Annotated in this window: 15 protein-coding genes and 1 pseudogene; 2 read left to right on the forward strand and 14 right to left on the reverse strand. The window is 65.3% G+C overall.

Features of this window, described 5'->3' with window-relative positions; genetic code table 11:
- Positions 1–1404: FAD-binding oxidoreductase (locus tag ACNJ7E_RS40005; RefSeq protein WP_418342437.1), on the reverse strand; the 1404-nt coding region annotated here is incomplete at its 3' end.
- 52 nt (positions 1405–1456) lie between these two features.
- Between ACNJ7E_RS40005 and ACNJ7E_RS40010 the strand changes: the two genes are divergently transcribed.
- Complete coding sequence (locus tag ACNJ7E_RS40010; RefSeq protein WP_007298117.1) at positions 1457–2188, forward strand: GntR family transcriptional regulator; 732 nt, start codon at positions 1457–1459, stop codon at positions 2186–2188.
- Positions 2189–2227: 39 nt separating this feature from the next.
- Here the strand turns inward: ACNJ7E_RS40010 and ACNJ7E_RS40015 are convergent.
- The 13 genes and pseudogenes from ACNJ7E_RS40015 to ACNJ7E_RS40075 all read right to left on the reverse strand — a co-directional run.
- Positions 2228–2874 (reverse strand): annotated as a pseudogene (locus ACNJ7E_RS40015) (site-specific integrase); the annotation flags it as partial.
- Between the two features lie 142 nt (positions 2875–3016).
- Positions 3017–3541: a hypothetical protein gene (locus tag ACNJ7E_RS40020; protein WP_418342447.1), complete on the reverse strand. Its 525-nt coding sequence runs from the start codon at positions 3539–3541 to the stop codon at positions 3017–3019.
- A 52-nt stretch (positions 3542–3593) separates the two neighbouring features.
- Positions 3594–4241 (reverse strand): hypothetical protein, encoded by a 648-nt coding sequence (locus tag ACNJ7E_RS40025; RefSeq protein ID WP_169693164.1) that lies wholly within the window; start codon positions 4239–4241, stop codon positions 3594–3596.
- Positions 4238–4945, reverse strand: a complete 708-nt coding sequence (locus ACNJ7E_RS40030; protein WP_039951640.1) for a hypothetical protein — start codon at positions 4943–4945, stop codon at positions 4238–4240. The genes ACNJ7E_RS40025 and ACNJ7E_RS40030 overlap by 4 nt, the downstream gene beginning before the upstream one ends.
- A 48-nt stretch (positions 4946–4993) precedes the next feature.
- Complete coding sequence (locus ACNJ7E_RS40035) at positions 4994–5527, reverse strand: hypothetical protein (protein ID WP_007298122.1); 534 nt, start codon at positions 5525–5527, stop codon at positions 4994–4996.
- Between the two features lie 10 nt (positions 5528–5537).
- Positions 5538–6191 (reverse strand): hypothetical protein, encoded by a 654-nt coding sequence (locus ACNJ7E_RS40040; RefSeq protein ID WP_007298123.1) that lies wholly within the window; start codon positions 6189–6191, stop codon positions 5538–5540.
- Positions 6188–6643 carry a hypothetical protein gene (locus ACNJ7E_RS40045; RefSeq protein ID WP_005570098.1) on the reverse strand — a complete coding sequence of 152 codons (456 nt, stop codon included), beginning with the start codon at positions 6641–6643 and terminating at the stop codon, positions 6188–6190. The genes ACNJ7E_RS40040 and ACNJ7E_RS40045 overlap by 4 nt, the downstream gene beginning before the upstream one ends.
- 106 nt (positions 6644–6749) lie before the next feature.
- Positions 6750–7163, reverse strand: coding sequence for an SCP2 sterol-binding domain-containing protein (locus ACNJ7E_RS40050; protein WP_005253633.1), 414 nt, complete (start codon positions 7161–7163; stop codon positions 6750–6752).
- 562 nt (positions 7164–7725) lie between these two features.
- Positions 7726–8712: a dihydrodipicolinate synthase family protein gene (locus ACNJ7E_RS40055; RefSeq protein WP_007298126.1), complete on the reverse strand. Its 987-nt coding sequence runs from the start codon at positions 8710–8712 to the stop codon at positions 7726–7728.
- A gap of 220 nt (positions 8713–8932) precedes the next feature.
- Entirely contained in the window at positions 8933–9748 is an 816-nt protein-coding gene (gene hcaB / locus ACNJ7E_RS40060) for a 3-(cis-5,6-dihydroxycyclohexa-1,3-dien-1-yl)propanoate dehydrogenase (protein ID WP_007298127.1), read from the reverse strand.
- Positions 9749–9753: 5 nt separating this feature from the next.
- Positions 9754–10026, reverse strand: coding sequence for a hypothetical protein (locus ACNJ7E_RS40065; RefSeq protein WP_005253629.1), 273 nt, complete (start codon positions 10024–10026; stop codon positions 9754–9756).
- A gap of 13 nt (positions 10027–10039) precedes the next feature.
- Positions 10040–10558 (reverse strand): aromatic-ring-hydroxylating dioxygenase subunit beta, encoded by a 519-nt coding sequence (locus ACNJ7E_RS40070; RefSeq protein WP_007298128.1) that lies wholly within the window; start codon positions 10556–10558, stop codon positions 10040–10042.
- 3 nt (positions 10559–10561) lie between these two features.
- The gene (locus ACNJ7E_RS40075) at positions 10562–11968 is read right to left on the reverse strand and encodes an aromatic ring-hydroxylating dioxygenase subunit alpha (protein ID WP_418342448.1); all 1407 of its coding nucleotides are present in this window, start codon (positions 11966–11968) and stop codon (positions 10562–10564) included.
- 229 nt (positions 11969–12197) lie between these two features.
- On the opposite strand from ACNJ7E_RS40075, the gene ACNJ7E_RS40080 reads away from it, so the two are divergent.
- Positions 12198–12593 (forward strand): SCP2 sterol-binding domain-containing protein, encoded by a 396-nt coding sequence (locus ACNJ7E_RS40080; RefSeq protein WP_007298130.1) that lies wholly within the window; start codon positions 12198–12200, stop codon positions 12591–12593.
- Positions 12594–12625 lie beyond the last annotated feature (32 nt).

Consider the following 12625-nt stretch of genomic DNA (forward strand, 5'->3'; position numbering starts at 1 on the left):
GCTGCGGGCGCGGCCGTCCCCGTGCTCACCGGACAGGGATCCGCCGTAGCCGGCGACGAGTGTGCTCGCCGCGACCAGGAAGTCCCGGAAGATGCCGTCGCCGCCGGGCTTGTCGAGCGGCCAATCGATGCGCACGTGCATGCATCCGTCACCGAAGTGCCCGTACGGCAGGCCGGTGACGCCGAATTCGTCCATCAGGGCGTCGAAGTCGCGTAGGTAGTCGCCCAGCATGGCCGGTGGCACGGCCGCATCCTCCCATCCTGCGTGCGCGGGCAGGCCGGCAGGACTGCGGCCGGCCAGTCCGGCACCATCGGCGCGAATCCGCCACAGCTGGGCGGTACGGCCCGCGTCGGTGACCACGAGGCTGTCCACGGCTCCGCAGTCCCGTCCGACCTGCCGGGCCCTGGCGATCGTCTCGTCGAGGTCGTCGCCGACGACCTCGACGAACAACCAGGCCGCCCCCGCAGGCAACGGCGGAACCGCATCCGGGCCGCGGCGCTCACGCACCACCTCGACGATCCGGGAATCGATACCCTCGCAGGCGGTCGGATCGAACTTCAGCACCAGCGGGGTCGCGTCACCCGCCGACGCGATGTCGGCGTACCCCAGCACGACCAGGACGCGGTGGGCGGGCTCGGACACCAAGCGGACCGTCGCGCGGGTTGCCACCGCGAGGGTGCCCTCCGTGCCGACCAGCATGCGGGTCACGTCGAACCGATTTTCCGGCAGCAGGTGTTCCAGGGCGTATCCGGACACCTGACGGCCGAATTGCCCGAGCTCGGTGCGAATGGTCGCCAAACCGGCGCGGGTGACCTGCTGTAGTGCACTCAGCGCCGGGGAGGCCGTCACCTCGCCGGCCGAACCCAGTTGCAACGACTCCCCGGTCCCGGTCAGAACGTGCAGGCCCTTCACGTTGTCTGAGGTCCGGCCGTATCCGAGCGTGCGCGAACCGCAGGCATTGTTTCCGATCATGCCGCCGATGGTGCAGCGAGTGAACGTCGATGGGTCGGGCCCGAATCGTAGGCCGTGCGGTGCAACGGCCTGCTGCAGCACCGTCTGAATCGTGCCCGGCTCGACGGTGGCGGTCTGTGCGTCCCTGTCGATCGACAGCACCCGGTTCATGTGCCGGCTGAAGTCGAGAATCAGTCCCGTCCCGACGGCGTTACCTGCAACGGAGGTGCCGCCACCGCGAGAGGTCAGCGGCACGCCCTCTCTGCGGCACACCGCGAGGGCGGCAGCGACCTCGTCGGCGTGGCGCGGCCGCGCGACGACCAGCGGTCGCACCCGGTACAGGGACGCATCGGACGAATAGGCAGCGCGGGTGGTGCCGTCGGAGAGAACATCGCTCACTCCCGAACTGCGCAGCTCAGCGGCCAGTGATTCAGCGGAGATCATTCGTAGCATGCTACATGCACCTAGCATGCTACGAACAGCCCCGTGTTGTTACAGTGATCGGGTGGCAGACGAAGCGCTCGAACTCGAACCGCTCACCCCGTTCGCGGGACGACGGATGGAGCAGGCGATCGCGGCGGTGCGGGCGGCCATCGACGACGGCCGCATGAAACCGGGAGTGAAGTACTCGGTCTACCAACTCGCCGAGGGTCTGGGCATCTCCCGAACCCCGGTGCGGGACGCTTTGCTGCGCCTGGAAGAAGTGGGAGTCATCAAGTTCGAAGCACGCCAGGGCTTCCGCATTCTTCTCCCCCAGCCGAAGGAGATCGCGGAGATCTTCGCAGTCCGGTTGGCCCTGGAACTACCCGCGGTCCGCAAGGCCGCAGCCGTGGCCGACCCCACGCTCTCGGATGCACTGCAGCGGCAACGACGCCTGATGCAGGACGCCGCCGCCGGCGGCGACGAACACGAGTTCGCCCATCATGATCTCGGGCTTCACGACCTGATTCTCGACGCCGCCGACAACGCCCGAGCCCGCGCGATCGTCAAGACCCTTCGCGAGACCACCCGGCTGCTCGGGGCCAATACCGCCGACAAGACCAGAACACTCACCGACATCGACGACGAGCATGCACCCATCATCGATGCCATCATCGCCGGCAATCCAGTCGAGGCAGAGGCGGCAATGCGGGCACATCTGGAGAACACAGGAAGACTGCTGGTGACACAATCTATCCGCAGCGTTGGCGACCCGGGCCTGTCCACGGAAGAGATCTGGGCTACCGTCAATTCCTGACGGTAGCCGTCCCCAGACGGGGCCTACCGTCCCGCGACCGTGCCCGGTCTGGCGCATGATCGCGTGCGCGGCGGCGCCGGTGCGGAAGGCCTGGGTGACGAAACCCGGCCCGCAGCGAGTGCCCACCGAGTTGGGCGACGATGTTCTCGTCGTACCCGGCCTGGGCGGCGCGGCGGCGGATTGCCGCATGCACCGACGCCCGGACAGGGCGGTGCCCCCGAGGCTGCCATTCTTGCGGATCGACCGGAACAACGGCGACCGGGCCCTCATCCGCGGCAGCGCGCCGCGGCAGACTTGGTTGTCGAACGGCGGTGCGGTGCGCAGCAACCGGATCACCCCGGGACGGTTGGCGGTGTCGAAGGCGGCCCGACCTGCGCCCACCGGAAGTGTGCGCACGGTGGGCCACTGGGGCGCGAGGTGGTGAACGGCAGCGCCTTGACCGCTCCGGCGCCCTCCTGGTCGGTCTTCGATTGGCGCAGGCGGATGTCGATACCGTCGAGCCGGTGCACGCTGATGTCGCCGCAGTTCAGGGCGACGAGTTCGCTGCGCCAGAAGGCGCCTTCGAACCCCACCAAAATCAGGGCACTGTCACGCCGCTCGTACACCTCGGCCGCCCAGCCGGTAACAGCCCGCCGGACCGCGGAGACGATGGTGACGATGTCGTCGCCCAGCAGCGGCGCCCGCGGAATAGGTTGTGAGCGTATTGATTCGAGGATGCGCTCCTGCGCGACGAGCACGGGAGAGGGGCGCACACTCGCTTCACCGGGGATGCCTACCGCAGAAGCCGGTGAGCGCGACCTCTCGGACTGCGTATCGGATCGTCGGACCTCAGTTTCCTACTTTCGGCAGGGTGAGTGCGATGCGCAGTTTCGAGTCGATCGTCTGGCTGAGGACGAGGGACTGGTCGAGCAACGGGCCCAAGGCTTGAACCTTCGTATCGGCCGCGGACAGGGTGTTCACGATCTCCGCCGCCGGGGCGGCCGCCGCGTTCGCCTGATCGGTCGCTGACTGGCCGGCATCGATGATCCCGCCGAGCGGGGCGTCCGCGGACTTCAAGGCGTCCCCCAGAGACTGTAAGTGATCACCGAGCGAACCCAGAGTCTGGTCGGCTCTGGCGAGGGAGTCGAGTACCCCCACCACCTGGGGTAAACCCTCGTGGAGGGCCTGATCAGCGGGGGGTAACTGCTGCGCACCGTCCAGTGCCTGGTCGGTTGTACTGTCGACGATCTTCGCTTGTGCCACTCCGTCTTTGAAGATGTCGTTCGAGATACTCAGATCGCGCGTCACGATCAGAATGCCAGCGAGAACCGCAATGGTAAAGGACAGGGCGATCGCCCAGGAGAGCCGAAACATCAAGTTCTGCCTTTCACTCGCTCAGTGGTCGGCCACAAGCCGGTGCGGGCGGTCATGAGGGCGGTGCGGGTGCGACACCGAGGGCGGGGAGGTTCAGGTCATTGACCGGGGGGCCGATTACCGCGAGGAGGGGGCCGAATTCCTGCACGTGTGCGGCCTCTTCCCGAACGATTGCGAGGGTCGCAGAGATGGCGGAGGCTTTCGGGCCGAGCGCGCCGAGGGATCCCTGGACGGTGGTCAGTCCGTGGTTGATCGCCTCCAGCTGGGTGGTCACCGATCCCACCGCAGTGGACAGTCCGGCCACGGTGGGGCTGGCGGTGTCGGCACGACCGGTCACCTTCACGATGAGGTCGGGCAGAGGCGCCGCGATCTCGCTGACGGTGCTGGTGGAGGCGTTCAGTGTCTTGGCTTGACCGGAGAGTTCGCCGGCCTTGTCGGTGAGTCCTTCGAGATCGTTCGCGAGCGGCGTCAGGGTCTGGATGTCGGAGGCCAACCGGGCGTGCTTGGGGACGAGAATCGCGGTCAGGGTGTCGAATTGGCCTGCGGAATCGATCAGCTCGAGACTGAGTTTCGATGGCCGCCCCAGCGGATCGCTCACATCGCGCACGGCGGGAAAGAACCCGTTGAGGGCGCACAGAACGACCGCCGACCCCGCACCCAGCACGAGTACGATCGCGGTCCACAACTTTTTGGTGATCATCGGTTCCCTCCGGGGGCAGGAATGAAGGCGTCGGTGGCGGGAACGAGCGCGAGCTTGTTCGTCGTGCGGGTGAGTTCCGCGTTGAGCTGGTTCACCAGGTCGAGTGCCTGGGTGAGTTCGTTGTCGACGCCGGTCACGGTCGTGTTCGCGCCTGCCGATATCTGGTGCAGGGAGGCCGCCGAGCCCTGCAATGTGGTGGCGACCCCCTCGAGCTGGCCGGCGATCTGTGTGTCACCTTGGCCGGCGGCGAGCAACGTGCGCGCGTTCGGCAGGAGGGCGTCGAGGTGGTCGACGTCGGTCGCGGTCGCAATGTTGAGCTGGGTCAAGACTCCTGTCAGTTCGTCGAGTTGTTTGCGGGCGGTGGCGGGCGCGGTCAGGTCCGCGCGTTGGGCGAAGAAGTCGTTGGTGAGGCGGAAGTTGTCCACGACGGTGCGCGCGCTGTGTTGCACCTGCAGCCCCTTGTGGATGGAGGCCACCACCAGTGCGAACAGGACGACGGCGATGACCGCGGCGAGGCGGCCCAGCCACTCGGTTGCCACCGAAAATCCGGTCGCGTCGGGGATCGCGGGCACCAGCACATCCGGCCGATGCGGCTTGGTGCCTTTCCGGTAGGGCAGCGCCGCCGCGGGCACATCGAATCGCTGATATCTGGTCAGGCCTCGGGGTGGGAAGGCGTCGGGAGGTAAATCGTTGCGCTGCTGCATATCACGTCCAGTGGAAGTAGTGTCGGATCGTCGACGGTGAAAGGGTGCTCAGCCGGGAAGTGGAAGCATCTGGTTGATCGTCTTCGCCGCCTCGACCGAGACCCTCAGGTCACTCACCAGCCCCTGCACGATCACCAGCAGCTGGTTGCCTTGCTCCCCGAACGCTTCCGCGGAGGACACCAACGGGAGCACGGTGTTCTGGACCTCGCCGAGGATGGACTGGATGTTGGTGAGCTGATCGTTGGTCATCTGGGCACCCGAGGTGCTGCTGGCCAGCATCGCCGCCGCCGGGGCGATCGCCTCATCCAACTTCGTCAGCAGTGGACCGAGCGCGGAGGTGGCATCGAGCGCGGTCTGTGCCGTGTGGGTGAGCTCGGTCAGTTGCCGGAGTTGGCCGGTCACTTTGTCGTTGACGTCGACGATGTCCTGGGAAGCGGCGATGCTCGTCACGTTGGCGCGCTGCTGGTTGTCGAGGCGGGTGTTGAGGTTGAACACCACGAACGTGAGCAGGCCGAGTACACCGACCGCCACGATCGCCAGAACCATCCGGGCGGGACCGCCGCGGCGTCCGAAGAAAATCACAGAACTTCTCCTATTTTCCTGACAGGTCGTTCGCGGATTCCTCCGCGGAGACCCGGGCATCGTGCACCTTCGCCGCTGTCGAACGGGCGTCGTCGAGGATTGCCCCCAACGTGGCGCTGTCGGCCGCGAGGGCCGCGGTAGCGCCGTCGACGGGAGGCTGCAACGAGTTGATGTGCGTTGTCAGAGTGTCGAGGGAGGCGACGAGGTCGGTCACGTTCGCGCCGGCCTGATCGAGCGTCGCCTGCACATCGCCGCTGATCTGACCGGTCAAGGTATGGAGCTCGGTAGTGACGGTCGCATCGGTGATGAGAACACTCGCGAGCGCGGTCTTCATCTTCTCCAGCGACGCGAACGCGGACAGGGTCACCTTCTCGTGCTCGACGATCTTGTCCAGCGCAGGGTTGTAGTTGCCGGCGGATACCACCGCCTGGTCCAGGCGGTAGGGGGTGGCGGTCAGGTTGTAGATCCGCGGGCCCAGGTAGAACACCGAGACCGGGATCAGGGCGAGCAGGAGCAACCCTCTGACGATGTTCGTGGCCTTCGACGCCCGAGGCGGTCCCCCGCCCTGCACGACGTCGTCGTCCGCATAGGGCAATTCGAACTGCATCGTCCGGTCCTCGGAGGCGTGACTGGCCGGGCGGCTGCGGCCCGAGAGCGAGGTCATGGTTCGATCACCGAGACCAACGCAATGGTGCGCAGCGCGGTCACGGTGTGGGTGAGCAGACCCTTCACGACGAGCTTGTGCTTCAAGATTTCCCCGAGCACCGTCATGCCCCGGCCGGTGAAGAAGCCCACCGGGATGAGCCCGCCGGCCTTCATCGGCAACTGTGACACATCCAGGATCTGATCGACGGTGGCGATGACGGTCACGGCTGGTTTCCCGACGACGTCGTTGTAGACGACCGCCTCGTCGGTGCCGAACACGATTGTGCAGGCGCTGTCGGTGTCCGTGCTGATAATGGAGACCGGTCGAGCGATCTTGCGTGCGAACTTGATTCGCGACGGAAAGTTCTCGAGGTTCTGCCCGAGCAGCATCCCGACGATGTTGGCGACGCCATTCGCGTCCTCACCATCGAACAAACTGACTGGGTACGTGCCGGATTCAACAGTAGTCATGAGGTGGGCCTTTCAGAGCAGGGTGACGGCGTTTCGTGCGGTCCTGCACGGACGACTCACCCGGATGAGGGGTCGGGCGCGTGCCCCGTGCGAGAGTTTCGTGGGATCAGACGTCCCAGTCGGTGGGGACCTGACCCCAGGTAAGCAGGAAGTTGTTGAGTGCTCCCGCGTTCTCGATCGCCGCGGACATCGGGCCCTTGGCGAACTTGATCTGCCCCTTCATCAGCAGCTTTCCGCCTTCTTCCTTACCCGCGGCGGCGGCCTGCCAGGTCTCGAGGCTGCCGTTGATGATCAGCCACAGCTCACTCTCGTCGAACGTCCGCGGCGTAAACGAGACGACCTTGCCCTCTTTGAATTCGAGATGGCAGGCGACATCGTCCCGGCCGATGACGCCGAATTCCAACTTGTTGGTGAACGTGTCAGGATCCTTGAAACCCTCGTACACCGCATCGTTGGCATTGACCGCGTCGAGTGCTGCGTCACACCACTCCTGTGAGAAGAGCTTCAGCTTGTCGGTCATCGATCCAATCTCCTTGTCCTTGATGGCCAGCGCGGCAATTACGCTGGTCGTGCTGCGCGGATTGTGCGGACCTGCCGTGCCACCGAAGGGGACACAGCGCCTCCCTGGACCCACCGTTCAATCACCCTGAGACCGTTCATACCAGCGGAGGCATCACGGCCTCGACCTTCTCCGTCCAGCTTGAGCATCGCCGACCAATTGTCGCGATCCAGGCAGTGGTCGGCGTACTGGGTCGTGCTGTTCGAACTCGGAAGGTCTATCTCTCAATCGACGATGGACACAGGGCCCTCCTGCTGTTCGCTCGCAGCCATGGCCACCCATCTCGTAGTGGCCTGCGCGACCGCGATATTCGTGAGCATGCGTTGGATCGTCTCCGTGAAACGGCGGGGCGTCAGCAGTCTGGCGCATGCGATCGCAGCATGAAGGATGAGTACGGGCATCTATCGAACCTTCCAGGCTTTCGGCGAGGTCCCGAGTCGAGGCATCGGTTACGTCGCGAACGCGGTATCTGCTGGGGGAAGCTGGACCAGGCGTACCATTAAAGAACCTCTAGCACGGGCCGCTAGTTCGTGGTGGTGATTTCGTCGACGAGACGGCGCCACCGACGTCCGTTTTCGCGCGCCCCCTCGGCATAGGCCTCGGGTGCTGTCAGAAATGGGGGACGGGCGGGCCCGGCGTTGATGTAGCCAGCCTCGTCGAAGCGGAGCTTCTCCAGGGTGACGTTGTACTTGGAGAACTCGGGGAAGTTGGTACGGGCGAGGAACGGCTCGTAGGTCCAGTCGATCCGATGGGTCAGATGTCGCGCCTCATCGAGGTTTCCGGACGCGAGTGCGTCCCGGAGGGCGAGCACGGGCTCCGGGCCGCACAACGCGCTGCTGCTCCAGCAACCAAGCGCCTCGTCCGGGTAGAGGGTGTGGGTCGCCAGCCAGTCGCTTTCGAGCGGCAGCAGCCGCATCTTGCCGTCGACCGCGGCGATGTCCACCGCGAATTTCGGGGTGACCGCAATGTATTTCGCGCCGATGACCTGGGGCAGCGTGGCGAGCTCGGCGTAGACCGGTGATGGGATCGGCCCTTTGAATGCTTCAGGGTTGTCGTAGAGCACGATCGCCATGTCGGGGAACGTGTCGGCGATATCGCGGTAGAAGGCGGCCATCGTGTCGGCGCCGAGTCCGCCCCACATCGGACGACCGAGGAACACCCCCTGGATCCCGAGACCTTCCAGGAAGCGGATCCGGTCGACGGTGTCACGGGTGTTCAGTGTGGTCGCCCCGATGAACAGCGGCAGGTCGGGGGCGACCTCGGACACGACTTCGGACACGCGCCGTGTGAATGCCTGCCACTCGGTGAGGGTCAGGGTTGCCATCTCGCCGAGCGTGCCGTTGGTGATGATGCCGTCGACGCCGTCGGCGATCAGCCGCCGGATCATCCGGTCCGTCTCCTCGAGGTCGACCGTGTCGCGCCCGGTGAGCTCCCCCGCGCCGGGGAGGGCCGGGGTCGGCGTGACCGCGACGACGCCGCGCAGGTCATTGACTCCGAACTTCTGTGCCATGCCATCTCCGATGTGAAGGTGTCGTTTCCAATGTCGTCGTTGACGTCCTAACGGTTCGGGACGCGCCCCTCCACGGTGGCCGCTGAAGGTCAGGAACGGCCGGGCTGGGCAGGAATGATCGCAGCGGACACCAGCCCGACGGCGGGGACCGTCACCGGGCTGGTGGACGTCCGAACCCGTCACGGCGCGTGGGAGGAGTTGCCCGCCCACGCGCCGACCCTCACGGCGCGAGACCCGCCATCCGCGTCATACCGCGGACCCCGAGACCGCCGTCGCTGTTGATGATGGTGCCGGTCACCGCCGGGGTACGCTCCCGCGAGGCGAGAAGCGCGTATGCCCATGAGTGATCCTCAGGCTGGGCGACGATGCCCAGCGGATTGATGCCCTCGATCAAACCCTCGATGTCCGGCACGTCCTTGAGACGTTGGCCCTCGTTGGCCAGAGCGGGGATGCCGCGCAGCTCGGTGATGGTGCCGCCTGGTGCCACGCCGTTGACGCGCACCTTCGGCGCCAGCTCGTACGCGAGCTCGGTCACGAGGCCGCGGACGGCGAACTTCGACGACACATACAGCGGGCCGCCGCCACCGGGGTAGAACGCAGCGTTGGAGAGGGTGAGGATGATGTCGCCCTCGTTCTCGATCAGCTCGTCGAGCGCCGCCTTCACGCTGAGCAGGTTGCTCTTGACGTTGACGCCGAAGAGTTGATCGAACGCCTCGCTGATCTTGTCCTTGGGCAGTTGCGGAATCTCGGTGAAGTAGTCGAATACGCCGACGACGCAGACGAGCGTGGTGAGCGGCCCGAACGCGTCCACGACGTCGGCGACGGCGCGTTCGTTGTCGGCCATCGACGTGGCGTCGCCTTCCGTCACCACGACGGCGTCGACGGGCAGTGCGTTACGCAGGTCCTTCACCTTCTCCGGGGAGATCTCGAGGATCCCCACTTTTGCGCCCTGTTGCACGTAGAGCTCGACCACAGCGCGGCCGATACCCGATCCGCCGCCGGTGACGAGCGCCACCTTGCCGTCCAGGAATCCCAAGGGAATCAGTCCTTTCTGAATAGAGCCGACAGGGGGCTCGCTTTGAGTTCCGAGCCCGGTCCGTAGGGCGTGTCGAGCAGCGCCGAGTACATGTCCGGCGTCTGCCAGGTGAGGCTCTCGAGTTGCAGCGGATCCAGATGGGTCTGGAATCCGAGGCGCGGCGAGGTGATGACGAGACGCTCACCACTGCCGGTGCGGGTGTAGCCGACCTGGATCACCGTGAACTCGTTGGCGATCTGGATTATCGGTTCTCCGCGGTCGTTGTGGATGATGCTCATGTAGGCTCCTCCGTCACATGATCAGGGCGAGGTTGTGTGTCATTATCGTGGTCTGATCAAGCAGCACAACACGTTTGGCGAGACGGAAGCCGTCGCCCGCGCGCCGGAGCACGTCCTTACGCTCGCCCGAGAGGACGTCGTAGGTAGCAACGTCACCGCGGGTGCGGTAGAGCAGCAGGTTCGAGGTGACCTCGAACTCGTCCTCGCTATCGCCCGGCGCGACTTGAACGTTGGTGACGAAGTGCCGTGAGCGCGACGGCGGGTCCTCTGCCCACGCGTACTCGGTCTCGAGGCGCAGCACCCGCATCTCCATCGAGTCCGCGTCGTCGTCCATGTGGGCCATTCCCTCGACGACGTCGGTCACGGCCTCACGCTCCCGGGTGACCCTCAGGGGCACAATGTAGCTCAGGTCCTCGGCGACGAGGTCCAGCCATTCCCGGTACTTACCGGCGTCGAGCAGCCCGGCCTCCATGTAGAGCCATTCGGTGATCTCACGGACGGTGGTGTCCGAGATCTGTGTCTGCGTACTCATGGCCTACGCCTCCGCTTTCGCTGGGGTCTTGGAGGCGGCCGGCGCCGACGTCTCCGCCTTGCCGTTGCTGTTGCTGTTGCCGGCGTGCAGCGGTGTGTCCGCGAGCATGAGCTGCATCCAGTATTCGAGGAAGTTGCGCTGGTTGGCCTCGGCGTAGTCCAGCGGGTAGGCCTCCCCGGGTCCGGGCCAGTTCGGGTCGGGCTCGAGAACGCCGCGCCCCATCTGGTAGTTGAGCTCCCCTGTCTTGGCGAACTGACCACCCAGAACACGGGTGATACTGCGCCAGTTCTCGGCGTCGTCCTGTTCGAAGGCGCCGGAGATCCCGAAGGTGCGCAGGTAGGCCTTGTAGCTCTCGTCCTTGAACCAGTCGGGCGCCTCCTTTTCGACGAGGAAGAACGACATCACCTCCATCTTGTCCGGTCCGAGCGGGTGCCACAGGCGCAGCGTCAGGAACGGCGTCGGCGGGGAGAGGTGATCCTTGGCCATCAGGAAGTTGCCGATCGACAGATTCGGGAACACGGTGCCATGGATGAAGGCATTGGGCCGGAAGATCTCGACCTGCTCCGGCGTGAGCCGACGCCCCAATTCCTCGACGATGTTCTCCGGCATGCCCATGAACTCCGGCAGCGGCATACCCGGCGGCGGACCGATGATGCCCAGGCCGTGACCGTGCTCGGTGTGGACGTGCTCTCCGTAGAGCGCGAACTGCGGGTCGGGCGGGGCGAGCCCCAGCTCGACCATCGAGCGGTGGGTCATCATGGTGTGGTAGGCGTCGCCGACGAAGTTGTCTGCGCCGAGCTTCCAGTTCGCGTCGACCACCCACCGCTGCGGGGCGCCGACGACCTGCAGCCCGGCGTCACTGCGGTCCAGAACAATATCGAGGTAGAACTTCATATCGCCGAGGTAGTCCTCCAGCGAATCGGCGTTCGGGTCCAGCGAGCCGAAGATCAGGCCCTTGTAGGTGGCCAGGTTCGGCATCGGCCGCAGGTTCCAGTCGGACTTCTTCAGCTGATTGCCGTACGCGTCCTTGCCGGCCGGCACGCCGACCAGACTTCCCGTGTTGCTGTAGGTCCAGCCGTGGTACGGGCACCGGAAGTGCGAGGCGTTCCCCATCTCCGCGCGGCACACCTGCATACCGCGGTGGCGGCAAGCGTTGAGGTGCCCGCGGATTTCGCCGTCCTCGTCGCGGCAGACGATGAACTGATCCTCGGAGATGTACCGCACGACGTAATCGCCGCGCTCGGGGATCTCACTCTCGTGCGCGAGAAAGACCCACGCGTGACCGAAGACCCGCTCGCGCTCGACGTCGTGCACCTCGGGATCGTTGATGATCGAGGCGGGGACGGTCCAGTCGGACTTCACGTCGTGCAAACCCTTCTGGAGGGTCTGCCGGAGTTCGTTGCTCAGCATGCTTTCGGCTTTCTCGAGTCAGACATTCTCTTTCTCCTTCTGGAAGTGCAGGCCTACGAACCCTGAAAGTGCGAGCCTGCGAAGCTAATTCGATCCCGCGCAAAGCCAGCTACTTGACTGACGTTCTAACATGTTAGTATCTTTGCTCACATCGGTCAACATAATTTTGTGTCGCAGGTCACCGACGACCGGATTGTGTGTCGTGGGCCACCAACAAGGAGAGCGCAACATGACAACACCCGTCCTTTCACCCGAGTGGATGCAGACATATGGCGAGCTGTGGAACAACACCGAGGCGACACGCCAGGGACTCAAGAAACTGAGCATGGTCATCGAGTACCGACTCGCCGAGGACGAGAGCCGCGCAGGTCAGATCCAGGTGGTCCTCGGCGAGGTCGTCCGGGCGGGCGCCCCGGCTGACGGCGTCAAGCCCGAGTTCGTGCTGACAGCCAATACGGACACCTGGCAGCGCCTCGGCCTGGGCGAACTCCCGGCAGCCAAGGCGATGGTCACCCGCGAGGTCAAGTTCCGCGGCCCCATGGCGGTCGCTATGGCGAACCTTCCCTCCCTGGAAGCAGCGATGAAGATGATGGGCCAGATCGACGGCACCGACTGGTCGGTGTAACCGGAAAGCCTCGCGCACGAGGGTGAATGTCC

It is taken from the genome of Rhodococcus mengyinensis (genome assembly GCF_048381435.1).
GTDB lineage: Bacteria > Actinomycetota > Actinomycetes > Mycobacteriales > Mycobacteriaceae > Rhodococcus_F > Rhodococcus_F opacus_D.

Bases quoted from the DNA above. Each gene is read 5' to 3' on its own strand.
- ACNJ7E_RS40080 (WP_007298130.1), top strand. From the start codon at position 12,198: ATGACAACACCCGTCCTTTCACCCGAGTGGATGCAGACATATGGCGAG.
- ACNJ7E_RS40065 (WP_005253629.1), bottom strand. From the start codon at position 10,026: ATGAGCATCATCCACAACGACCGCGGAGAACCGATAATCCAGATCGCC.
- ACNJ7E_RS40030 (WP_039951640.1), bottom strand. From the start codon at position 4,945: ATGCAGCAGCGCAACGATTTACCTCCCGACGCCTTCCCACCCCGAGGC.
- ACNJ7E_RS40050 (WP_005253633.1), bottom strand. From the start codon at position 7,163: ATGACCGACAAGCTGAAGCTCTTCTCACAGGAGTGGTGTGACGCAGCA.
- ACNJ7E_RS40070 (WP_007298128.1), bottom strand. From the start codon at position 10,558: ATGAGTACGCAGACACAGATCTCGGACACCACCGTCCGTGAGATCACC.
- ACNJ7E_RS40040 (WP_007298123.1), bottom strand. From the start codon at position 6,191: ATGACCTCGCTCTCGGGCCGCAGCCGCCCGGCCAGTCACGCCTCCGAG.
- ACNJ7E_RS40055 (WP_007298126.1), bottom strand. From the start codon at position 8,712: ATGGCACAGAAGTTCGGAGTCAATGACCTGCGCGGCGTCGTCGCGGTC.
- ACNJ7E_RS40025 (WP_169693164.1), bottom strand. From the start codon at position 4,241: ATGATCACCAAAAAGTTGTGGACCGCGATCGTACTCGTGCTGGGTGCG.
- ACNJ7E_RS40075 (WP_418342448.1), bottom strand. From the start codon at position 11,968: ATGCTGAGCAACGAACTCCGGCAGACCCTCCAGAAGGGTTTGCACGAC.
- ACNJ7E_RS40045 (WP_005570098.1), bottom strand. From the start codon at position 6,643: ATGACTACTGTTGAATCCGGCACGTACCCAGTCAGTTTGTTCGATGGT.
- ACNJ7E_RS40020 (WP_418342447.1), bottom strand. From the start codon at position 3,541: ATGTTTCGGCTCTCCTGGGCGATCGCCCTGTCCTTTACCATTGCGGTT.